The organism is Nocardiopsis nanhaiensis, assembly GCF_054778635.1.
In genome coordinates this window covers 123,773-145,079 of the sequence record NZ_BAAGZJ010000002.1, presented here as the reverse complement: position 1 = coordinate 145,079, position 21,307 = coordinate 123,773, and the positions used below count along the sequence as shown (strand labels likewise).

At 70.7% G+C, this 21,307-nt stretch carries 18 protein-coding genes; 9 read left to right on the top strand and 9 right to left on the bottom strand.

Annotated features, from left to right (window positions below; translation table 11 throughout):
- Positions 1-15 precede the first annotated feature (15 nt).
- On the bottom strand, positions 16-603 hold the full coding sequence (locus tag ACYVD1_RS01565) for a phosphotransferase (RefSeq protein ID WP_460766554.1): 588 nt from the start codon (positions 601-603) through the stop codon (positions 16-18).
- A 343-nt stretch (positions 604-946) separates the two neighbouring features.
- Here ACYVD1_RS01565 and ACYVD1_RS01560 point away from each other — a divergent pair, with 343 nt between their 5' ends.
- Both ACYVD1_RS01560 and ACYVD1_RS01555 read left to right on the top strand, forming a co-directional pair.
- A complete protein-coding gene (locus ACYVD1_RS01560) occupies positions 947-1,630 on the top strand; it encodes a GntR family transcriptional regulator (protein ID WP_460766551.1) in 684 nt (227 codons plus the stop codon).
- Between the two features lie 84 nt (positions 1,631-1,714).
- Positions 1,715-2,989, top strand: coding sequence for an MFS transporter (locus ACYVD1_RS01555; RefSeq protein ID WP_460766548.1), 1,275 nt, complete (start codon positions 1,715-1,717; stop codon positions 2,987-2,989).
- Positions 2,990-3,005: 16 nt separating this feature from the next.
- Here ACYVD1_RS01555 and pdxA read toward each other — a convergent pair whose 3' ends face one another.
- Genes pdxA through ACYVD1_RS01535 form a run of 4 tightly spaced genes read right to left on the bottom strand, consistent with a single transcriptional unit; the run spans position 3,006 to position 7,649 of the window.
- Positions 3,006-4,031: a 4-hydroxythreonine-4-phosphate dehydrogenase PdxA gene (pdxA, locus tag ACYVD1_RS01550; RefSeq protein WP_460766545.1), complete on the bottom strand. Its 1,026-nt coding sequence runs from the start codon at positions 4,029-4,031 to the stop codon at positions 3,006-3,008.
- On the bottom strand, positions 4,028-5,446 hold the full coding sequence (locus tag ACYVD1_RS01545; RefSeq protein WP_460766541.1) for a four-carbon acid sugar kinase family protein: 1,419 nt from the start codon (positions 5,444-5,446) through the stop codon (positions 4,028-4,030). Before ACYVD1_RS01545 ends, pdxA begins: the two co-directional genes overlap by 4 nt.
- 8 nt (positions 5,447-5,454) lie before the next feature.
- Entirely contained in the window at positions 5,455-6,834 is a 1,380-nt protein-coding gene (locus ACYVD1_RS01540; protein ID WP_460766538.1) for a GntP family permease, read from the bottom strand.
- Positions 6,835-6,875: 41 nt separating this feature from the next.
- Positions 6,876-7,649, bottom strand: coding sequence for a DeoR/GlpR family DNA-binding transcription regulator (locus ACYVD1_RS01535; RefSeq protein WP_460766535.1), 774 nt, complete (start codon positions 7,647-7,649; stop codon positions 6,876-6,878).
- Positions 7,650-7,929: 280 nt separating this feature from the next.
- Here ACYVD1_RS01535 and ACYVD1_RS01530 point away from each other — a divergent pair, with 280 nt between their 5' ends.
- Positions 7,930-8,724 (top strand): SAM-dependent methyltransferase, encoded by a 795-nt coding sequence (locus ACYVD1_RS01530; protein ID WP_460766532.1) that lies wholly within the window; start codon positions 7,930-7,932, stop codon positions 8,722-8,724.
- 10 nt (positions 8,725-8,734) lie between these two features.
- Here the strand turns inward: ACYVD1_RS01530 and ACYVD1_RS01525 are convergent, their stop codons facing one another.
- Positions 8,735-9,256 (bottom strand): hypothetical protein, encoded by a 522-nt coding sequence (locus ACYVD1_RS01525; protein WP_460766529.1) that lies wholly within the window; start codon positions 9,254-9,256, stop codon positions 8,735-8,737.
- 294 nt (positions 9,257-9,550) lie between these two features.
- On the opposite strand from ACYVD1_RS01525, the gene ACYVD1_RS01520 reads away from it, so the two are divergent.
- From ACYVD1_RS01520 to ACYVD1_RS01510, 3 genes are read left to right on the top strand one after another with little or no spacing between them, the layout of a single operon-like run.
- Positions 9,551-10,813: an ABC transporter substrate-binding protein gene (locus ACYVD1_RS01520; protein WP_460766524.1), complete on the top strand. Its 1,263-nt coding sequence runs from the start codon at positions 9,551-9,553 to the stop codon at positions 10,811-10,813.
- Positions 10,810-11,832 (top strand): carbohydrate ABC transporter permease, encoded by a 1,023-nt coding sequence (locus tag ACYVD1_RS01515; RefSeq protein WP_460766519.1) that lies wholly within the window; start codon positions 10,810-10,812, stop codon positions 11,830-11,832. Before ACYVD1_RS01520 ends, ACYVD1_RS01515 begins: the two co-directional genes overlap by 4 nt.
- On the top strand, positions 11,829-12,698 hold the full coding sequence (locus ACYVD1_RS01510; protein WP_460766516.1) for a carbohydrate ABC transporter permease: 870 nt from the start codon (positions 11,829-11,831) through the stop codon (positions 12,696-12,698). The genes ACYVD1_RS01515 and ACYVD1_RS01510 overlap by 4 nt, the downstream gene beginning before the upstream one ends.
- A gap of 60 nt (positions 12,699-12,758) precedes the next feature.
- Here ACYVD1_RS01510 and ACYVD1_RS01505 read toward each other — a convergent pair whose 3' ends face one another.
- The gene (locus ACYVD1_RS01505) at positions 12,759-13,679 is read right to left on the bottom strand and encodes a ketopantoate reductase family protein (RefSeq protein WP_460766512.1); all 921 of its coding nucleotides are present in this window, start codon (positions 13,677-13,679) and stop codon (positions 12,759-12,761) included.
- 247 nt (positions 13,680-13,926) lie between these two features.
- Here ACYVD1_RS01505 and ACYVD1_RS01500 point away from each other — a divergent pair, with 247 nt between their 5' ends.
- The gene (locus tag ACYVD1_RS01500; protein ID WP_460766509.1) at positions 13,927-16,149 is read left to right on the top strand and encodes an MMPL family transporter; all 2,223 of its coding nucleotides are present in this window, start codon (positions 13,927-13,929) and stop codon (positions 16,147-16,149) included.
- Positions 16,150-16,181: 32 nt separating this feature from the next.
- Here ACYVD1_RS01500 and ACYVD1_RS01495 read toward each other — a convergent pair whose 3' ends face one another.
- A complete protein-coding gene (locus tag ACYVD1_RS01495; RefSeq protein WP_460766505.1) occupies positions 16,182-16,784 on the bottom strand; it encodes a TetR/AcrR family transcriptional regulator in 603 nt (200 codons plus the stop codon).
- 147 nt (positions 16,785-16,931) lie between these two features.
- On the opposite strand from ACYVD1_RS01495, the gene ACYVD1_RS01490 reads away from it, so the two are divergent.
- Positions 16,932-18,461, top strand: coding sequence for a fatty acyl-CoA synthetase (locus ACYVD1_RS01490; protein ID WP_460766503.1), 1,530 nt, complete (start codon positions 16,932-16,934; stop codon positions 18,459-18,461).
- Between the two features lie 49 nt (positions 18,462-18,510).
- Here the strand turns inward: ACYVD1_RS01490 and ACYVD1_RS01485 are convergent, their stop codons facing one another.
- The gene (locus ACYVD1_RS01485; RefSeq protein ID WP_460766500.1) at positions 18,511-20,412 is read right to left on the bottom strand and encodes a CPBP family intramembrane glutamic endopeptidase; all 1,902 of its coding nucleotides are present in this window, start codon (positions 20,410-20,412) and stop codon (positions 18,511-18,513) included.
- Between the two features lie 85 nt (positions 20,413-20,497).
- Between ACYVD1_RS01485 and ACYVD1_RS01480 the strand changes: the two genes are divergently transcribed.
- Positions 20,498-21,286 carry a TetR/AcrR family transcriptional regulator gene (locus tag ACYVD1_RS01480; protein WP_460766496.1) on the top strand — a complete coding sequence of 263 codons (789 nt, stop codon included), beginning with the start codon at positions 20,498-20,500 and terminating at the stop codon, positions 21,284-21,286.
- Positions 21,287-21,307 lie beyond the last annotated feature (21 nt).

The window sequence follows — 21,307 nt, the reverse complement described above, 5'->3', positions numbered from 1 at the left end:
CGGGCTCGTACGGCCTCACAATCGGGACCTCAGGACATCGACCTCGCAGCCCGGCGCGCATGGGTCGAAGCCGTGCTCGACCAGCCATCGGATCGCCAGCAGGCTTCGCAACGACCACCACGCGCGGATCACGTCGAGGTCGACGTCGGTGCCGTAGCCGGCGACGACGTCCCTAAGGTGCTCTTCGTGTCCGAAGGTCAGGGTGGCGAGATCGAAGAGGGCATCGCCCTGGCACGCCTCGGACCAGTCGATCACGCCGGTGATGACTTCGCCGTCGACGAATACGTGGGTGAGTTGCAGGTCACCGTGTATGCATGCCGGTGTCCAGTGCCGGAGCGCAGCCTCGGAGAGCCACCGGTTGCGTGCGACAAGGGCGGGGGAAGGACGCCATTCATGACAGGCCAGTCGCATTCGCGGTCGAGGTTCGAGGTTGAGGCGTCGAGGCTCGGACCGGGCCATGGTGTCAGTGGCGCGTCGTGCAGCTTCCGTGCGGCGGCGCCCGCAGCGGCCCACGCCGCCGATGACGCGTCCGACGGCTCGCCGAGGCGGCCGAGTGCCGTCCCTGGGAGTGCGGCGAGCGCGAGCACCGGCGGTTTCTGCCACAGGAGCTCGGGAGCCGGGACCGGTGCCATGGCCATCGCCCCGACCTCCACGTCGGTGCGCCTCTGATCAGTGTCGATCTTCAGGTAAACGTCACCGACGCGCAGTGTCGCGCGCTCGCGATGGGCAACGACGACCTCGACCTCTTCCCCGGCGCCATTGTCGCGGAGTCGACCCACGACGTCACCGGGTTTATCGCGTGCGGCTACACGGTTGACCGCGCTCCAGGTGTCCCTCGGGGGTAGCCCGGCGGTGTCGCGTCGCACACCGGTCGGTATTCCTCCGTCATGGCGGCATCGTCTAGTATGCAACTAGTATCTATGTTGTATTTATGGTGGGAGGGCGCATGGGCGAGAGCGGTTTCGGTAGTCCGGGGGCCATGGTCGGTGCGGCACTGACACCCGAGTCCGCCGCGGGGCGGGCCTACACCTTGGTGCGGGACCGGATCCTCGACGGGGAGGTCGAGGACGGGAGCATGCTCAGCGAGGGGCAGGTCGCCGCGGAACTGGGCATGAGCAGGACCCCCGTGCGCGAGGCTTTCCTCCAGCTCCAAGCCGAGGGCTGGATGCGCCTCTACCCGAAGCGCGGGGCCATGGTGCGGCCGGTCCCGCCGCACGAGTTCCGTGAGGTGCTCGAAGCCCGCCAACTCATCGAGTCCGCCGCGGTGCGCACCGTGTGCTCGTCCTCTGGCGGCGCCGACCGGTTGGTCCTGCGCCTGCTCGAGGTGATCGACCAACAGCGGCGCGCCTGGGACGAGGACGACCTCGCCACCTTCACCAAGGCCGACGTCGAGTTCCACCGCGAAGTGGTCGCCGCGGGCGGAAACTCGGTCCTCCAAGGCTTCTACCAGCTGCTCCAGGACCGGCACCGGCGCATGACCACCCAATCGATCAGCGCCGACAGCGCGCGGGCCGAGCGGGTGATCGAACAGCACACCCGGCTCGCGGCCCTCATCGAGGAGGGAGACGCCGAGGGCTTCGCCCGCGCCACCTCCGAGCACCTGACCGACATCCACGGACCCGGCCTGTGACCTCCGCACCCCCGACCCCCTGAAGGCCCCGGACACCCGTCATCAGCTACCCGCCACCCAACACCCGCCGAGGAAGTCACCGCCATGGCCACCGCCACGACCACCAGACCGCAGCGCCCACCGAGACCCGGTGCGGCGTCCCGGACGCCGCGGCGCCGGGGCCTGCCCGCCTGGTGGGCTGCCTGCGGGCTGCTCTTCGCGGTCGCCTGGGGCGGTAACCAGTTCACCCCGCTCCTCGTCATGTACCGCCTGGACAGCGGTATGAGCACCCAGATCGTCAACATCCTGCTCGGCGCCTACGTCCTGGGTATCGTGCCCGCGCTACTGGTCGGCGGGCCGCTGTCCGACCGGTACGGGCGCCGACCCCTCATGATCCCCGCCCCGCTCCTCTGCGTGGCCGGAGGGGCCCTGCTCGCCCTCGGCTCGGACTCGGTCGCCCTGCTGTTCACCGGGCGCGTGTTCTCGGGGCTCGCGCTCGGCCTGGCGATGGCCGTGGGCGCCAGCTGGGTCAAGGAACTCTCCCAAGCGCCGTACGACCCCGGAGTGTGGGCGGGGGCCGGGGCCAGCCGCGCCTCCCTCTCCCTGACCCTCGGTTTCCTCCTCGGCGCCGTGGTCGCGGCCGCCACCGCCCAGTTCGCCCCGATGCCCGCCGTTCTGCCCTACGCCGTGAACATCGCGATCACCCTCCTCCTCGCGGCCGCCGCGCTCCGGGTTCCCGAGACACTGCGGAAGGCGGCCGGCCAGCGGCGGCTCAGGGACGACCTGAGGGTTCCCGCGGTCGGGCACCGCCGCTTCCTCCTGGTGGTCGTGCCCATGGCTCCGTGGGTGTTCGGCGCGGCGGCCAGCGCCTACGCCGTCCTGCCCAACCTGCTCGCCCACCGGGTGCCCGGCTACGAGGTCGGCTTCTCCGGTCTGATGTGCCTGGTGGCGCTGGCCTGCGGCGTCCTGAGCCAGCAGGTCGCCAAGCGCGTCGACAGCCCCCACTCCTCGCGGGCGGTCGTCGTCGCCCTGGGCGCCACCGCCGGGGGCATGGCCCTCGCCGTGTGGGCGGCCACCGTCCTCAGCGTCCCGGCCGCGCTGGTGGCCGCGGCGGTGCTCGGCGCCGCCTACGGGCTGCTGATGGTCTCCGGCCTCCAGGAGACCCAGCGCATCGCGGGCCCGGACGGCTTGGCCGGGCTCACCGCCGTCTACTACTCACTCACCTACCTGGGGTTCTTCATCCCGGCCGTGCTGGCGGCACTGGCCCCCTGGTTCGGCTACCCGGCCATGTTCGCGGTCGGCGCGGCGCTCGCACTCCTGTGCGTGCTCGTCGTCGCGGTGTGCTGGCGCCGCCACCTGCCCGCCGCCGAAAGCAGGTGACGACGAGGACATGGACTCAGCTCCCGTACTCGGCGCGGATACGGTCGGCGAAGCGGGCGAAGTCGGCCCCGTGCAGGAACGCGGACTTCATGGTGCCCGGGTCCGCGATCCCCTGACCGGCGATGTCGAAGGCGGTCCCGTGGTCCACCGAGGTCCGCAGGATCGGCAGCCCGACGGTGACCGAGATGGTGCCGTCGAAGTCGAAGGTCTTGGCCGCGATGTGGCCCTGGTCGTGGTACTGGGACAGGACCCCGTCGAAGCGGCCCTGGAGGAGCTGGTGGAAGACCGAGTCGGCGGGCACCGGGCCGCGCACGTCCGCGCCCCGCCCACGCACGGCCTGCACAGCCGGGGTGATGTGGGCGATCTCCTCGTCGCCGAAGGCGCCGTTCTCCCCGCCGTGCGGGTTGACGGCGGCGACGGCGAGGCTGGGTTCGTCCTCGCCGAACACCCGCAGCGCGGTCAGCGCCTCGTCGATGCACCGGACCTGCTGCTCCCGGCTGATCTGGTCGAGGGCCCGGCGCAGCGACACGTGCCGGGTGGCGAAGAAGATCTTCTTGCCGCGCACCACGAACATGGTGTTCTGGCTGGTGACACCGGTGAGCGCACCGAGCATCTCGGTGTGTCCGAGGTGTTCGCTGCCCGCCGCCCAGATGGCTTCCTTGTTGATCGGACCGGTGACGATCCCGGAGACCTCGCCGGCCATCGCGGCGCGGGTGGCGACCTCGATGGCCCGCACCGCCGCGGTGCCCGCCCGCTCGTGGACCTCGCCCCAGGGGAGTTCCGTGTCGCCGAGGACCCCGATGTCGAGGCAGTCGATCACACCCTCCCGCTCGGGCTGGAGGTCGTCCCACACGGCGACGGAGCGGATCTCGACCTCGAGCCCGCACAGGTGCGCGGCTCTGGCCAGCACGGACGGGTCCGCCACCACCACGCCGCGCGCGGGTGCCCCGGTGCCGGCCTCGGCGAGCGCGCGCACGGTGATCTCCGGTCCGATACCGACCGGATCGCCCACGGTCACGGCCAGGATCGGGCGTTCTGTCATGTCGGGGTTCCTCCCTGTCTGGGGCGGGGCGCCTCTGGGCGGCGCCCCGCCGGGTACGAGTCTGCTGTGCCCGCCGTGTCCGGGTAGGGCACGGCGGGACGGTCGCGGCCCAAGGCCGCGGGGACGGTGCGCGCCCTGGTCCGAACGGCCTCGCGCAACCAGGACAGGCACTCCAGAACGGTGCCGTCGGCGCCGACGAGACCGCCCTTGGTGACCACGGCGGTGCCGTCGAGCGGCCCTCCGGCCAGATGGCCGTGTACCGCCAGCGGAACCACCTCACCGCTCACCTCGAAGGCGTGCGCCCCGAGGGCGTCGAGGACGGCCGTGGTCACGTCGCCGCCGCTGGTGTACAGACCGCCGGGCCGGACGGGTGCGTTCAGCGCCGCTTCGGTGACCAGAGACGCCAACCGCCGGGGCAGCGTGCGCTTGGCCTCCAGAGGCAGGTCGACCACGTCGTGGGCGGCGGAGGCGGTGCGTACCACCACGGTCTCCGGGAAGGCCGCCAGCGCCAACTGCTCGGCGATCCGGTCCCGCAGCAGGTCCGCTTCGTCGGCTCCGCCTTCGGCGAGCGCACGGGCGTCCACGTCAACGAACCGCACGCCGCCCGCCCGGTCGACCGCGTCGAGCTGGCGCCGGGTCAGGGAGGTCGCGCTGCCCACCACCGCCAGCAGGGGACCGGCCCTGACCGTCTCACCCCCGGACAGGCCGAGGGCCTCGGCCAGCAGGGCACCACAGGGTCCGGGATCAGCGGTCACCCACACGGTCCCGTCGCGCCGCCGCACCTCCGCGGCGGCTCGCGCGAGGTCGCCCAGGTGCCGTTCCGTGAGCGCGTCGCACAACACCACGGGTTCGGTACCCGCAGCGAGCCGGTCAGCGAGGCCCGGCCCGGTCACCTCGCCGATACTCACCCGGCGCACCCCCAACCGGCTCTGCCGGGCGACGATGTCGGAGACGACACTGCTGTCGGCGGGGGTGAGCGGGTCCAGGGCGAGTTCGGTCCGCTCCAGCGGTACCCCGTCCAACAGCTGGAGGCCGTTCACGGTCACCCGGCCGGATTCCGGGAAGGCCGGGGCGAACAGGACCCGGACCCGGTTCCCGGCCGGCACGCGTTCGCGAACCGTGCGCCAGGCCGCCTCCAGCTCAGCGCCGATGTTCCCCCGCAGCGTGGTGTCGGTGCGCTTGACCACCAGCGGGACCGACGGAACCGAAGCCACGGCCCGTGCCACCAGTTCGGCTGCCTCCGCGGCCGGTAGGTGCCGGCTGTCCAGGTCCACGACCACCACGTCGTACTCCGCGGCCGCACGGGCCGCGTGTTCGGGGCCCACGGTGGCAACACGCAGGCCCGACCGGGCGAACCGTGCCCCGGTGGCGTTCGCACCGGTGAGGTCGTCGGCGACAACGAGGATCCGGGCCATGTCCACCCCTACCCCAGAACCAGAGCCGCGACGCCCAGCAGCGGGAGGGTGCACAGCCAGAGCGTCGTGGTCATCCCGCTCCACATCTTCATGGCGGGTACCCCGGACAGGCCGGTGAACCGCGTGACCACCCAGAAGTAGGAGTCGCTGACATAGGAGAAGATGAAGGAGCCCGAGCAGGCCGCCAGAACCGCCAGCGCCGGATCGATGCCGCCCGCGCCCGCCAGCGGAGCGCTGAGGGTGGCCGCGGTGATGATGGCGACGGTCCCCGAACCCTGGGCGAGGCGCACGAACGTGGCGATGAGGAACGGCACCAGCACCAGGGGGAGCGGCCACCCGGCGACCGCGTCCGCCAGGTCGTCCCCGACGCCGGACTCCTGCAGCACCGCGCCGAAGGCACCGCCCGCACCGGTGACGAACACGATCATGCCCGCGGAGGAGGCCGCCATGGTCAGCCAGCCGACGACCGTACTCCGAGGGGTGCCGGCCGGGGGCAGCAGGTAGACGGCGATGACCAGTCCGATCCCCAGCGCTACGGGCGGAGCGCCGACGAAGGCGAACACTTCGGCCGCGGTCGAACCGGGGATTGCCGCTTCGCTCACGGTCTGGCCGATGATGAGGACCAGCGGCAGCAGGAGCGGGACGAGCGCGCGCAGCGCGCTGACCGGCGGGTCCGCGGGCTCTTCGGTGATCAGGCGGCCGTCCGCGGTCCGCGGCACCTCCGCGTCGGCGGACCCGCCGCCACCCGCCTTGACCAGAGTGGGATCGAGCTGGCGCTCCAGTCGGCGCCCGACCACGCGGGAGTAGACCACCACGACCGGCATCAGGAACAGGGCGAAGATCGATCCCGCGATCACGACCGTGCCCATGTCGGCTCCGATCAGCCCTACCGCGGCCAGCGGTCCGGGTGTCGGAGGCACCAGGTGATGGGTGACCGCCAGTCCCCCCGCCAGGGCGAGGGAGAGCACGACCAGCGGCTTCCCGTAGCGCCGGGCCAGCGACTTGGCCAGCGGGTGCAGGATGACGAACCCGGAGTCGCAGAAGACGGGGACGGAGACGACGGCACCGGTGGAGGTCAGCGCGACGTCCTCGCGGCCCTTCCCGGCCATGCGGACGAACATCTTGGCCAGGGCGTCCGCGCCGCCGCTCTCCTCCAGGACCTTGCCGATCATCACACCCATCACGATGACGATGCCGATCCCCGCCAGGGTGCTGCCGAAGCCGTCGGTGATGTGGCCGATCAGCTCCACCGGCGGCATACCGGCGACGGTTCCGGTGACCAGGGCGCCGACCAGCAGGCCGACGAAGGCGTCGAGGCGGCTCCACAGGATGAGCGCGACGGCGGCGCCCACGCCCAAGAGCAGCGCCGCGAGCAGGAGCGGTTCCATACAGTTCCCCTTTCTGGGGGGTGGGCCCAGCCCTTCGGGGCTTAGACCCGTTCGGGGGGTGGGTCGTGTGGGACGAGGACGAGCGGGGTGCAGTGCGGGTCGGCCTCGAGAGCGCGGCGGTCGGCACCGCTGAGCCCGTCGTCGGTGATCAGGGTGTAGGGGCCGGGGAGCACGGCCCAGTGGGCCTCGGTGTCCGCGCCGATCTTGCTGGAGTCCGCCACGACCACGGTGTGCCGGGCCGCGCGGGCCTGGAGTTCCTTGACCGCGGCCAGTTCGGGGCTAGGGCAGTTGATCCCGCGCCCGGGGACCAGGCCGTCGGCGCCGAGGAAGGCGAGGTCGGCGTTGATCCGTTCCAGGACCCCGCGGGTGTACTCGCCGACCAGGGCGCCCCGGCGGTGCCGGACGCGGCCGCCGACCAGGATCAGTTCGATCCCCTCGGCGTCGAACAGTACCGACATGGGACCCGTCCCGGTGGTCAGCACGGTTGGGCCGGATCGGGCGGAGAGCCGCTCGGCCACAAGGGTGGTGGTGCTGCCCGCGTCGAGGATGACCGTGTGGTCGTCCTCGACCAGCGCGGCGGCGTGTTCGGCGATGCGCCGCTTCTCCTGGGTGTGCTGCCGCCCCTTCTGGACCCAGGACAGCTCGGCGGCCGGGGCCAGGACCGCGCCGCCGTGGGTGCGCACCACCCTTCCCGCCTGTTCGAGTTCGGTGAGGCCGCGCCGCACGGTCGACGGGCTGACCCCCAGCTCCTGCGCGAGGTCGTCCACGCGCTGGACCCCGTCGGTCACCGCATCCAGGAGCTTCTGGTGGCGCACCCGGCCTCCTTGCTGCTCATCTCGGTCATGTGGTTCCGGTCACAATGAATGAAATGAGCAGAAAACACAAGGGGTGTTCCTAAATCTGCTTGAAATGAGCATCCAGGGTATCGGGGCAGGCCCGGAGACGGAGCCCGGGAATGCCCCGCCCCGGCCGGCCATGACCCCTTGGCGGTGTCGGAGCGCGTGCGCGATCCCCTGTGGCACAAGGGTTCTCGCGGTGGCAAAGGGGCATAGGATCAGTGGCTCCGGACAGCTATGGGCAGTGAGGCGTACCCCGATGAACGGTCAGGAACCGGCGATCGACACGACCGTCCCGCACTCCGCGCGCGTGTGGAACTACTGGTTGGGCGGCAAGGACAACTACCCGGTGGACCGGGAGGCCGGCGACCAGTTCCTGCAGGTCTTCCCCGGAATCGCGCAGATGGCACGGGCCTCGCGGGCCTTCCAGGAGCGGGCGGTCCGGCACTTGGCGGGCGAGCTGGGCATCCGGCAGTTCCTGGACGTGGGCACCGGCCTGCCCACCGTGAACAACACCCACGAGGTGGCCCAGTCGGTGGCCCCCGACGCGAGCATCGTCTACGTGGACAACGACCCGCTCGTCCTGACCCACGCGCGCGCTCTGCTGACCAGCACCCCGGAAGGGCGCACGCGGTATATTCACGCGGACCTGTACGAGCCCGAGGTGATCCTCGAACAGGCCGCTGAGTCCCTGGACATGGACCAACCGGTCTCCCTGATGCTGCTGGGCATCCTGGGCCACGTACAGGAGTACGAGGAGGCCGTGTCGATCGTTCGGCGCCTGCTGGCGGGGCTCCCTCCGGGCAGCCACCTCACCGTCAGCGAGGGCAGCAACGTGCACAGCGAGGAAAACGTCGATGCCCAGGACGAGTACAACGAGAGCGGGGCGGTGCCCTACATCCCCCGCAGCCCCGAGCAGATCGGCGGATACCTGGAGGGCCTGGAACTGATCGAACCGGGCTTGGTCTCGGTCACCCGTTGGCGCCCCGCGGTGACCGGTGACGGCCCGCCGGCTGAGGTGGACCAGTACGGCGGTGTCGGCCGGAAGGCCTGACCCGGGCGGGTCAGCACTCGGGAGGGAAGTCGTCGGCGGCGGCCATGGTGCCGTCGCCGCCGGTGTCCTCGCTCAGGTACAGGCCGTCCTCATCCGACAGCATCTCGGTGTCGAACCGCAGCGCGGCGATGTCGTGCTCGGACTCGCGCTCGACACCGTCCGCCGAGGTCACGCCCAGGGTGTACTCGGTCTCCGGTGAATCCGGCACGATCCGGTAGGCCGGGGCCCCCTCACCGTCGCTGATCTCCCAGTCCTCGCCCGGCGAGGCCAGGTTCACCTCGACCTCGTGGCCGGGGAAGTCTCGGTTGGCGGTCAGCCGCCACTCGTGGTCCTCCGACGTCAGGTCGATCTGCTCGGGCGGGCTGTCGCCGCACCAGGAGATCATGATGACCGGGAAGTGGTGGCGTGCGGAGAAGTGCCCCGTGGCGACGGCGCCCACAGCACCCCCGTCGGGCATGCAGGACGTCAGGAGCAGACAGGCCGGAGGCAGGAGGACCAGCTGTCTGAACGTGGTTCTGTCGAGGACTGGCATGCCGTGATTGTGCCAACCGGTGTCCCGTGCCGTGGGCCGTCAGGTGCTGCTTCGGGGCCTGCTGGGCAGGAGGAGCACAGGTCAGATCGGCCCTTCGGAAAATCGCCGACCGCTGTCGCTTCGGCGTGTCCCAGCCCGGTCAGTCCGGGGCCCCGCGTCTCCGATTCGTGATCCGTACTGCCCTTGACCTCGTGATCGGTGTTGCAAAGGATGGCAATGTCGGTTTTGGTGATCTGGGACACAGGGCGCGGCGCGTCGCACTCGCTACGGTCCGCCGCCCGGGGAGGAATGCACATGCGTTCACGGCGGTGGTCGGTAGCGGCGGCAGGGCTGGGCATGGTGCTCCTCGCCACGGGATGCGGTGACGGCGGCGAGGAGGCCGGCGGACAGGTCGAGGTCTTCTCCTGGTGGACCGGCGGTGGTGAGGAAGCCGGTCTGAACGCCCTCATCGAGCAGTTCGAGGAGGAGAACGACGGGGTCGAGTTCGTCAACGCCGCGGTGGCCGGGGGGTCGGGCACCAACGCCCAGGCGGTGCTGGAGGGGAGGCTGCAGAGCCAGGACCCGCCGGACTCCTTCCAGGGGCACGCCGGCGCCTCGCTGCAGGACTACATCGAGGCCGGCTACCTCGCCCCGCTGGACGACTTCTTCGATGACCAGGGCCTGCACGAGGCCCTGCCCGATCAGCTGGTCGAGCAGATCTCCTACGAGGACAGCGTCTACTCGGTGCCGGTGAACATCCACCGGTCCAACGTGATGTGGTTCAACCCCTCCCTGCTGGATGAGGCCGGGGTCGACGGTACGCCGGAGACCCTGGACGAGCTGATCGAAGCGTTGGAGGCGGTGGACGCCGAGACGGACGCGATCCCGATGGCGGTGGGCGCGCAGTGGACCGTCGACCACCTGTTGGAGTCGGTCCTGCTCGGCTCACTGGGCACCGACACCTACAACGAGCTGTGGGAGCCGGGTGCGGCCTGGGACACCCCGGAGGTGGCGGAGGCGCTGGAGTCGTTCGACGAGGTCATGTCCTACACCCAGGAGGAGTCGGCCGCTGAGGACTGGCAGGAGGCCTCACGCCGGGTCTCCGAAGGCGAGGCGGCCTTCAACATCATGGGTGACTGGGCCGCCGGGTACTTCGACGAGCTGGGAGCGGTCCCAGGCGAGGACTACGAGTGGGCGGCCTCTCCCGGCACGGACGGCACCTACATGTGGTTGTCCGACAGCTTCACCCTGCCCGAGGGCGCTCCCAACGAGGAGCAGGCGCTGTCCTGGCTCGAGCTGGTCGGCAGCCAGGAGGGGCAGGACATCTTCAACCCCCTCAAGGGTTCCATCCCGGCGCGCGAGGACGCCGATCCGGCCAACTACGCCGACAGCCCCTACTTGGACGAGGCCCTGGCGGAGTGGCAGGCCGCCCCGGAGCTGGCGGGCTCGTTCTGGCACGGCGTGACCGTCGGTAACCGGTGGCAGAACGACATCGACACCGCGGTCGGCCTCTACCTGCAGGACGGCGAACTGGAGACGCTCAACGACGCCCTGCACGAAGCCGCGCAAGCCGAATGAGCGAACCGGACCACGCTGCCGGGGCCGCCGCGCGCGGCCCCGGCCAACCGGAGAAGCAACAGGACCGGCAACAGGCGGCACGCCGCCGGGGCCGACCCGCCCAGCGGGGCCCGGTCCGGCGCGCCCTGATCCGGTCCCGCACCTGGATGCCCGGCCTACTGCTGGTCTCCCCGTCGATCCTGCTCATCGGCGTGTTCGTCTACGGGATGATCGGCTGGAACACCAGGGTGGCGCTGAGCGACCAGCACGCCCCGGTCCAGGACGGGTCGTTCGTGGGGCTGACCAACTTCGTCTCCCTGTGGCAGGAGGCCCGGTGGCCCGCCGCGGTGGCCAACGCGGTCGTGTTCACCGTGGTCTTCGTCGGCGGGGCACTGTTCCTCGGCTGGCTCCTGGGGCTGCTCCTGGACAAGGGCATCCGCGGCGAGGCCGTGTTCCGGACCCTCTTCCTGGCACCGATGGCGGTCTCCTTCATCGCCACCGGTGTGGTGTGGCGGTGGCTGATGAACCCCGCCCCGGCCGAGCGCGCCACCGGCCTCAACGCCCTGTTCGTCCACTTCAACGTGGACTTCCTGGTCAACGACTGGTGGACCGCGCCCGATCTCGGGATGGCGGCGATGGCGCTGCCCGCGGTCTGGCAGCTGAGCGGGTACATCATGGCGCTGTTCCTGGCCGGGTTCCGCGGGGTACCCGAGGACCTGCGCGAAGCGGCCCGCGTGGACGGCTGTTCGGAGTGGGGCGTGTACTGGCGGGTGGTCATGCCGCAGCTGCGCCCGGTCATGCTGAGCGCGATCATCATCCTGGGCCACATGTCGTTGAAGGTGTTCGACCTGATCATCGCGATCGCGGGGCAGCAGATCGTCGCCGACGTGCCCGCCGTGTACATGTGGGCGATGGTCTTCGAGGTCCGTGACCCGGCCAAGGGCGCCACCATCGCGTCCTACCTGTTGATCGCGGTCGCGGTGTTCGTCATCCCCTACCTGGTGTGGACCGTGCGCAAGGAACGGAGCGAGGGCCGATGACCCAGAGCGCACCCGAGCGCGTGGTCGCACCAGGCGGCGGCATGGCGGGGACCACGAGGCGCGGACAGGCGGTCAAGTTCACCTTCCTGTTCGTACTGGCGGCCGTGTTCCTCCTGCCCATGTACGTGCTGGCGGTCACCGGCTTCAAACCCTTCGACGAGGCCACCGCGGCCCAGGCGTGGATGCTGCCGCAGAACTGGAGCCTGGAGGGGTGGTCGGCGGCCTGGTCGGCCCTGGCACCGGGGCTGCTGAACAGCGTGCTCATGGCGGTACCCAGCGCGGTCATCTCTGCCGTGCTCGGCTCGATGAACGGCTACGTGATGGCGCGCTGGCGGTTCCCCGGCGCGGACACGGTGTTCACGCTGTTCCTGTTCGGGATGTTCATCCCCTACCAGGCGGTGATGATCCCGCTCCAGCAGATGCTGATGGGTGCCAACCTGATGGGCGGGCTCTTCCCGCTCATCCTGGCGCACACCGTGTACGGCATCCCGATCTGCACGCTCATCTTCCGCAACTACTACGCGAGTATCCCGCAGACGCTCATCGAGGCGGCCCGGGTGGACGGTGCGGGGCTGCTGCGCACCTATGCCTGGGTGGTGCTGCCGGTGTCGGCTCCCGCGTTCGCGGTGACGCTGATCTGGCAGTTCACCTCCGCGTGGAACGACTTCCTGTTCGCGGTGTTCCTGACCGGCCCCAACAGCTGGCCGGTGACGGTGCAGCTGAACAACGTGGCGGGCTCCATGGTGGTGCCCTACAACCAGCAGATGGCGGCGGCGGTCCTGGCCTCGCTACCGACCCTGGTCATCTACCTGATCCTGGGCCGGTACTTCATGCGCGGCATGATGGCGGGCGCGCTGAAGGGCTGAGGTGCACGGGATGGAACGGCCGCGGGACACCCCGTGCCCACGGCCGTCCCGTCTCGGCGTTCAGTCCCGGGCGGCGGAGTAGGTGCTCAGGTGCGTGTGGGCCAGGGAGAAGAGCGGGGCCGGTACCCCGAGCTCCCGGCCCCGGGCGACCAGGTCGCCGACGATGTGGTCGCCCTCCACGGGGTTGCCGTGGGTGAGGTCCCAGTACATGGACGTGGAGGTGTCGCGTTCGGTGTCGGAGATGACCTTGTCCGCGAACCCCCGGATCCGGTCGCTGGGCGGGTAGCCGGCCGCGGTGGCCACCGCGATCGCCTCGGCGAACATCCCGGCGCTGAACTCGGATCCGCCCGGGGCGCGGTTCACGCGGCCGATGGGCGCGCGCATGAGGCAGGTGACGGCGCCCAAGCTGGCCAGGAACACCCACTTGTCCCACATCTCCTGGCGGATCTCCTTGGTGGGCCGGGCCTTGAAACCGGCTTCCTCCAGAGCGGCGTGGACGCGCTCCAAGCCGACCACGGGGGAGTCGGAGAGCGGACCGTAGATGAGCTCGCCCATCCGGCCGACCTCGACGATGCCGCCTGCCTCGTCCAGGCGGGTCATCACCATGCACACTCCGCCGTAGACGCGGTCGTCGCCGAAGCGTTCGGTGAGCACGTCCAGGTGCCGTATGCCGTTGAGGAAGGGCAGCACGACGGTGTCGGGGCCCACCGCCGGGGCGAGGTCGTCGACGGCGGCGTCGAGTCCGTAGGACTTCACCGAGAGGATGACCAGGTCGTAGTCGGGCGTGAGCTGGTCCTTGGTGACCGCGTGCACGGGGATGTTCTCGCTGGTGCCGTCCACGGAGTGGATGTTCAGACCGTGCTCGTTCAGTAGTTCGGCGCGTGCGGGGCGCACCAGGAAGTCGACGTCGCGCCCGGCTTGGACTAGTCGCCCGCCGAAGTAGCCGCCGACGGCACCCGCACCCACGACAAGGATCCTCATCTTCACTCCCGACACGACCGAGCCAGCCTGACCGGAGCAAACGTATGACTGTCGGACCTTTGGGCGCAAGGGCGAAAGGTGCCGATGAGTGGGGTTCCGGGAGGTTCTCGCGGAGCGCTTTCCCGCGGGTACGGGGCGTTGACACCCGGGGTCCGTCCCGCCTAGGTTGGCACCGTCATTGGTTTACGACGTAAACCACTCTTGGCGGGAGTCACGCGGTTCCGCCCCTTCCCGGAAGGACCCTCCGATGTTCACGGCCCTGGGCGAGTTCACCCACCGCAGGCCGCGCTCCGTGCTGCTGGCCACCCTGGCCTTCACCCTCTTCGCGATCCTGTGGGGGACCGGCCTCTTCCCGCAGATGGGAACGGCGGGATACGCCGACCCCGACATCGAATCCGAACGCGCGGACCGGCTGATCGCGGAAGAGTTCGGGGACTTCGGCGTCGACGCCGTCGTCGTCTACACCGACGAGAGCGGCTCGCTCAGCGTCGACGACCCCGCGTTCGGCGATGCCGTCACCACCGTCGTGGACCAGCTGCCCGCGGAGTACGTCGACGAGGCGACCAGCTACTGGACACCGGACCTCGCCGATACTGACCGCGCTGCCCTGGTGTCCGAGGACGGCCATTCCACCTACGTGGCGCTCAACGTCTCCGGCGAGGACGAGGCCGAACGCCTGGCCGCCTACGAGGAACTGCTGCCGGCGTTGGAAGCCGAGGGCCTGACCCACCACACCGGTGGTGAACTCAACAGCCTCCAGCAGCTCCAGACCCTGGCCGCCGAGGACCTGGCCTCGGCCCAGATGATCGCGCTGCCACTGCTCTTCGTACTGCTGGTGGTCATCTTCCGCGGCCTCGTCGCGGCGTTCGTTCCCCTCCTTCTGGGCATCCTGTCCATCCTGGGATCGCTGGTGCTGCTGCGCGTGCTGGTGCAGTTCACGGAGGTGTCCGTCTTCGCCCTGCAGATCTCGGTCATGCTGGGCCTGGGCCTGGCCATCGACTACGGCCTGTTCATCGTCAGCCGCTTCCGGGACGAGCTCGCCCGCCACGGCGATACCTTCCGGGCCCTGCCCGCCACCATCGCCACCGCCGGGCGCACCGTCACCTTCTCGGGGCTGACCGTGGTCGCCGCCCTCTCGGGGCTGCTGCTCTTCCCCCAGCCGGTGTCGGTCTCCTTCGGGCTGGGCGGGATGTCCGTCGTGCTGTTCACGATCGTGTCGGCGGTGATCGTGCTGCCCGCGGCCCTGGCCCTGCTCGGCCACCGCGTCAACGCGCTGCGGCTGCCCTGGCCGCGCGGCGGGCCCGGAGGTGCGGCCACCAGCGAGAGCGGGTTCTGGTCCCGCACCGCCCACCTGGTGATGCGCCGCCCCGGACTGTCCCTGGGCGTGACCGGTCTGGCCCTGGTGCTGCTGGCCTCACTGCTGCTCACGGTCAACCCGGGCCTGACCAACCACCGGTACCTGCCCGCCGACAACCCCGGACAGGTCAGCTCGGACATGCTCGCGGAGGAGTTCCCCGAGGGCGGACCGGCGGCCTCGGTCGTGAGCGTCGCGGTCGTCGGCGCCGTGTCCGACCCGCAACTCCGGGACTACGCGGACCGCCTCGACGGACTGGAGGGGTCCACTGGGGCCGACCTGGAGCAGACCGGCTCCGACATTGCCCACGTCACCGTCGGCTACGGCGGGGAACCCGACGACGGGGCCAACCTTGACCTGGTCCGTGACGTACGGGCCGAGCCCTGGCCGGACGGTGCCGACGACGTACTCGTCGGCGGAGCGGGCGGGCCCGCACTGACCTTGGACAACAGCGAATCCACGCTGGACGCGCTGCCCGGGGTGCTGCTGTACATCGTCGTGGTCACCTTGGCCCTGCTCTTCCTCGCCTTCCGCTCGGTCCTGCTCCCGGTCAAGGCGGTCGTCCTGGGCTTCCTGTCCTTGGCGGCCTCACTGGGCATCATGACCTGGGGTATCCAGGAGGGCGGGTTCGCGTCCGCGCTTGGCTTCACGCCCGTGGGCACAACGGACGTGTGGACCTACGCGATCATCCTGGTCATCGCCTTCGGCCTTATCACCGACTACGAGATGTTCATCGTCAGCCGGGCACGGGAGGAGTTCCAGGCGACCGGCGACAATACCCGCTCCGTCGCTGTCGGCCTGCAGCGCACCGGCGGCATCGTCACCTGCGCCGCACTGCTCATGGTGGTGGTGCTCGGCACCACCGGGATCACCTCCAGTTCCCTGGTCATCACCACCATCGGTATCGGGCTGGCCCTGACCGTGGCCCTTGACGCCACGATCGTGCGAGCCCTGGTGGTCCCCGCTTCCATGCGGCTCTTCGGCGACCTCAACTGGTGGGTGCCGACCTTCGCGCGCCAGCGCGGGCGGCACGGCGACCCGACCGGAACGCAGGGTGGTCCGGGGCGGGGCGAGAACTCAGACCGGGAGCGTAGCGGAGCTCTTCCCACACGTTGACCGCCCCGTGGCTCCGACACCCGGGTCGGCGGTCAGGTGGCCGTCGGCCGGGTGACTCGGGCCTCGGCAGTGGTGCCCAGAAGGTCCAGCTGGTCGTCGAGAAGATCGCCGGGGTCGGCCCGGCCCTTGCCTTCGCGCGCCAGGTGCCCACCGAGGGAGAGCATGACCGCGCCGTGGACGGTGGACAGCAGCAGTGCCGCGCACCGCTCCGGTTCGCCGGGGGCCACCTCACCGGAGTCCTGTCCGCGGCGCACGGCGTCCACCAGCGCTCCCCGGGCCGCCTCGGCCGCCTCGCCCATCTCCTCCTGCTGCATCGACCAGCGGCCGAAGATCAGGGAGAAGCGCACCGGGTGGGCCAGCGCCCAGTCCACGTACGAGTGCAGTGCCCGGCGCAGTGCCCGACCCGGGGTGGGCTCGCGGGAGGCGGCGTCGTCGATGAGGGCGTGCATCCGTTCCAGCTCCTGGGTGGCCACGGCGGCCAGGAGCGCCTCCTTGTCGGCGAAGTGCTTGTACGGGGCCATGTGGGAGACCCCGCTCATCCGGCCGACCTCGCGGAGGGTTACCGCTTCGGCGCCGCCGTTGTCGAGCAGGGTCGTGGCAGATGCCAGGAGCACCGCCCGCGTGTTGTTGGCCATGCCGCCATAGTAGGTCCGAGGTGCGGACCCTCCACCGAAACCGTGTTAGGGCCGACTCTTGCGGGGCGGGCACGGCGGCAACAGGATGGTGCCGAGCCCGTGGCCCGCTCGCCGGGCCGCACCGACCCGACGGGAAGAGCAGGTGCCATGACCGGTGTGACGAACTCCAGCCGTGTGGACGACATCCTCCGGCGGAGCGCGGCCAGAGCCCCCGCCGACCGCGCGCTCAGCTTCGAGGGCCGATCGTGGACCTACGCCGACCTGGACGCCGCCGTGACGCGGGCCGCCGACCGGCTACTGGGCATCGGCGCGGTCAAGGGCGACCGCGTCGCCGCCTACGGGAAGAACTCCGACGCCTACCTCATCGGCTTCCTGGCCTGCGCGCGGGCCGGGCTGGTGCACGTTCCCATCAACTTCGCACTCCAAGGTGAGGAGTTGGCCTACCTGTTGGAGCAGTCCGGCAGCACCGTGGTCATGGCCGACCCCGCACTGCGCTCGGCGGTGGACGCCCTGCGCGACGAGACGGGGGTGGAACAGGTCCTGGAGCTCAGGGACGGTCCCGGGTCGCTCCTGGCCGAAGCCGCCGACGGTCCGGTTCCCGAGCTGGACGTGGAGGTGTCCGACACCGACCTGGTGCAGCTCCTCTACACCTCCGGCACGACGTCGCGGCCCAAGGGCGCGATGATGACGCACCGGGCCCTGGTGCACGAGTACCTGTCCTGCGTGGTCGGGCTGGACCTGCGCGCCGACGACAACCCGCTGCACGCGATGCCGCTGTACCACAGCGCCCAGATGCACGTCTTCCTGCTGCCGTGGCTGGCGGTGGGCGCGAGCAACACGCTGGTGGAGGCGCCCGAGCCCGCCGACCTGTTGCGCCGGATCGAGGCGGACGGGCACGGGGCGTTCTTCGCGGCACCGACGCTGTGGGTGGCGATGGCCAACCACCCCGACTTCACCGAGCGGGACCTGTCGAGCCTGGCGAAGGCCTACTACGGCGCTTCGGTGATGCCGGGGCCGGTCCTGGACAAGCTCCGCTCCACCCTTCCCGAACTGGGGTTCTACAACTGCTTCGGGCAGAGCGAGATCGGCCCGCTGGCCACCGTGCTGCGGCCGGAGGAACACGGGAGCAGGCCCGCTTCGGCCGGGCGCTCCGCCCTGTTCGTCGAGCTGCGGGTGGTGGACGACAAGGGTGCGGACGTGCCGCCGGGGGAGCTCGGCGAGGTGGTCTACCGGTCCCCGCAGCTGTGCCTCGGCTACTGGGACAAGCCGGAGGAGACCGAGGAGGCTTTCCGGGGCGGCTGGTTCCACTCCGGTGACCTGGTGCGCGCCGACTCCGAGGGCTACATCGAGGTGGTCGACCGGATCAAGGACGTCATCAACACCGGCGGTGTGCAGGTGGCCTCCCGGGAGATCGAGGACGTGCTCTTCGCGCACTCCGGGGTGGCCGAGGCCGCGGTGATCGGTGTCGCCGACGACAAGTGGATCGAGGCGGTGACCGCGTTCGTGGTGCCCGCGCCGGACACGGACACCCAAGCGCTGCCGGAGCTGCTGGTGGAGCACGTCCGGGAGCGGCTGGCCCCGTTCAAGGTGCCCAAGACGGTGCGGGTGGTCTCCGAACTGCCGCGCAACGCCTCGGGCAAGATCCTCAAACGCGAACTGCGCGACAGCACCGCCTGAACCCCGGGCCCGCCTCTCCTGGCCACCGGAGGCTCGTTCGATCTGCGCCTCAGCCCTGGTCCGTTCCGCCCGAGGGCGTTGGAACATCGGCGCCGTAGCGGCGGGCCAGGGCGTGGAAGGCCAGTTTGGGCTCCCAGTGGCCGTCGTCGGGGGAGAGCCCCGACTCCAGGGCGGGCGGGCGCACGATCCCGAGGCTGGCCATGTCGCAGTCACGGACGGGGTCGGTGGAGTACCGGAGGTCGCCCTCGACGAACATGCACACGAAGGCGGCGTGCACGTCCTCGGTCTCGTAGACGTCGACGCACTCCTCGATGTGGTCGGCCTGGTCCTGTTCACTGCGGACCAGCCCTTCGCGGACCTTGCGGTCCTCCAGGTCGCGCCAGTCCAGGACGTCGGCGCCCCCGCCGCCCTTGGCCGGGGCGCCCACGTACGTGCAGGAGCCGAACTCGGTGATCGCGACCGGTTTTTGGTGCCGACGCAGGTGGCGCAGCCCTTGGCGGTAGATGCCGCGGGTGGTGGCGTCGAGGTAGTAGTCGACGCCGACGATGTCGAACGGGTCCCAGTCCACTGCCTCCCAGCTGCCGGAACCGTAGGTGAGGGGGCCGTGGAAGTGTTCGCGCGCGGTGGCGGCCACCCGGCGCAGGAAGCGGTTGAGCCGCAGGTTCATGTAGACCGGGAGCAGAACGAACACCCACAGGATCCGTGCCCGGCTGTGCATGTGGCGGCCCGGGACGATGCCGCTGTTGAGCACGGTGAATTCGCAGCCCACGTTGAGCACGACCCGGTCCGGCTCTCCGTCCGGGGCCGGGTACTCCTGGCGCAGGCGTTCGGCGAAGCGTGCGGTACGGCCCACGTGGTCGACGATCTCGGCGTGCGCGGCCTCCTGGGAGCGCGGCTGGATCCACACGTCCAGGCCCTGGTCGAGGGCGGTCCAGGCCGCCTCCTCCAGGCGGGCCGGGTCCTTGCCGAACATGGTCACGGCGGTGCAGTGCAGGTCCTCCCGGATGACGCGCATCTCCTCGCGGACCACGTCGGGGCGCCAGTGCTCGCGGGAGTTCTGGCCCTCCATGTAACTTGAGCCGACGTCGTAGAGGATGCCCCGAACCGGGATCCGGTGGCGCTCAAAGCGGTCCTGCGCGGCGGCGGGGAGTGCGGTGAGCTCGGGACGCATGGCGTGGAGGAACCTGATCGCGAAGTACGCGGCCAGGGCGGCGCCGAGACCGAGGCCGAGGTCCCAGGCGCCCGGGTTCTGGACGAAGGTGAGTTCGGCCTGGGTGAGCACGATGCCGCTGGTGGCCAGGGCCAGCCGGGCGCCGACGCCCGCCCAGACGCCGCCGCTGATCTGGCGGAGGAGCCCCAGGTAGAGGCCGATCAGCGCGGATCCCGCGAGCTGGTCGGTGGTGCCCAGGATCAGGGCGCCGGACAGGGCGAACAGTGCGGCCTGGGCGAGCAGCACCACTAGCTGAGACGCGTGGTGACCGAGGAAGTGCTGGACGTAGCCGCGGAAGACCAGTTCCTCGGGCAGGACCTGGGCGGCCAGCAGCAGCGGGGCCAGAAGCAGGGCGCTCAGGGTGGCCGTTCCCAGCGCGCCGGGATCCAGCGTGGCGGCGCCGGAGGCCAGGGCCGCGGCGACGATGAGGGCGGTCACGGCCCAGATGACCACGGCGGCGGTGAGGAGTCCGGGCCAGGCGCGGCGGAGCGGGCTCAGCCCGATGGTGGCCAGGGTGGCGCCGCCGGTGGAGCGGCAGAGCAGCCAGAGCAGGGGCACGATCACGATCAGGGCGACGGCGGAGCGCGTGGCCAGGCCCACCCAGCCGTCGTAGCCGCCGGGAAACAGCCCGACGAGGGCGGCCGTGGCCGCTCCCAACAGCGTGAATACGGCGACCAGTAAGCCGACCCGGGCCCGAAGGCGCCAGGGGTCGGACCGGGCGGTCTTGTCGGTGCGGGTCACGGGGGTTCCTCCAAAACTCCGTACACTGTTCGATTAATGTAGAACAGTGTACGGAGTTTTGTGAAGTGTCAACGGCGGAGGGGTCATGAGCAAGGCGCGCAAGGGCATCGAGGCCACCCTCGACCTGCTGTGGAGCGGTTTGGGCCAACCCAAGCGCGGACCCCGCCACAACCTGACCGTGCACCGCCTGGTGGACACCGCGATGGCCGTCGCGGCGGAGGAGGGGGTCGGGGCGCTGTCCATGCGCAAGGTCGCCGCCCGTCTCGGGGTGGGCGCGGCCAGCCTGTACACCTACGTTCCGGACAAGGCCGCGCTGCTGGCCCTCATGACCGACACCATGACCGGCCAGGCAACCCTTCCGCACACCCGGCCGGGCGACTGGCGCGAGAAGGTCGAGGCCTGGGCGCGCGAGGACATCCGGGTCCTTCGGGAACACCCCTGGGCCGCCGAGATCACCTCTGGCCAGTACGTCGGTCCGAACGCCTTCGCCTGGACCGACTCCGCGATCCGTGCCTTCGACGGCACGGGCCTGAGCGCCCACGAGGCCCTCACCGTGGTGGAGGCGGTCAACGGCCTCATCCGGGGACACCTCACCCGGGTGGTGGCCGCGGACCGGGCGGAGCGGTGGACCGATGCCGACGGGCGTTCGTGGTCCACCGTGCAGGAGGCCTACCTGGTCTCCCAGCGGATCGATGCGGACCGCTATCCCGCGGTCCAGCGCCTGGAAACGTCCGGACCCACGCCCATGGAGGCCTTCGAGCAGGGTCTGGCCTGGCTCCTGGACGGGGTCGAGCGCAGGATCGAGGAGATCCGGGCAGCCGAGTACGGCGGGGGCGCACACGCCGGCGGAGAGGCCGGGGGAGCGCACGCGTAGTTGCGCTGCTCTGCGCGGTGC

Excerpts from the sequence above, each read along its gene's own strand:
- ACYVD1_RS01500 (WP_460766509.1), top strand. The coding sequence starts at position 13,927 with ATGTTCACGGCCCTGGGCGAGTTCACCCACCGCAGGCCGCGCTCCGTG.
- ACYVD1_RS01525 (WP_460766529.1), bottom strand. The coding sequence starts at position 9,256 with ATGCCAGTCCTCGACAGAACCACGTTCAGACAGCTGGTCCTCCTGCCT.
- ACYVD1_RS01510 (WP_460766516.1), top strand. The coding sequence starts at position 11,829 with ATGACCCAGAGCGCACCCGAGCGCGTGGTCGCACCAGGCGGCGGCATG.
- ACYVD1_RS01490 (WP_460766503.1), top strand. The coding sequence starts at position 16,932 with ATGACCGGTGTGACGAACTCCAGCCGTGTGGACGACATCCTCCGGCGG.
- ACYVD1_RS01545 (WP_460766541.1), bottom strand. The coding sequence starts at position 5,446 with ATGGCCCGGATCCTCGTTGTCGCCGACGACCTCACCGGTGCGAACGCC.
- ACYVD1_RS01560 (WP_460766551.1), top strand. The coding sequence starts at position 947 with ATGGGCGAGAGCGGTTTCGGTAGTCCGGGGGCCATGGTCGGTGCGGCA.
- ACYVD1_RS01520 (WP_460766524.1), top strand. The coding sequence starts at position 9,551 with ATGCGTTCACGGCGGTGGTCGGTAGCGGCGGCAGGGCTGGGCATGGTG.
- ACYVD1_RS01515 (WP_460766519.1), top strand. The coding sequence starts at position 10,810 with ATGAGCGAACCGGACCACGCTGCCGGGGCCGCCGCGCGCGGCCCCGGC.
- ACYVD1_RS01480 (WP_460766496.1), top strand. The coding sequence starts at position 20,498 with ATGAGCAAGGCGCGCAAGGGCATCGAGGCCACCCTCGACCTGCTGTGG.
- ACYVD1_RS01540 (WP_460766538.1), bottom strand. The coding sequence starts at position 6,834 with ATGGAACCGCTCCTGCTCGCGGCGCTGCTCTTGGGCGTGGGCGCCGCC.
- ACYVD1_RS01530 (WP_460766532.1), top strand. The coding sequence starts at position 7,930 with ATGAACGGTCAGGAACCGGCGATCGACACGACCGTCCCGCACTCCGCG.
- pdxA (WP_460766545.1), bottom strand. The coding sequence starts at position 4,031 with ATGACAGAACGCCCGATCCTGGCCGTGACCGTGGGCGATCCGGTCGGT.
- ACYVD1_RS01495 (WP_460766505.1), bottom strand. The coding sequence starts at position 16,784 with ATGGCCAACAACACGCGGGCGGTGCTCCTGGCATCTGCCACGACCCTG.
- ACYVD1_RS01505 (WP_460766512.1), bottom strand. The coding sequence starts at position 13,679 with ATGAGGATCCTTGTCGTGGGTGCGGGTGCCGTCGGCGGCTACTTCGGC.
- ACYVD1_RS01555 (WP_460766548.1), top strand. The coding sequence starts at position 1,715 with ATGGCCACCGCCACGACCACCAGACCGCAGCGCCCACCGAGACCCGGT.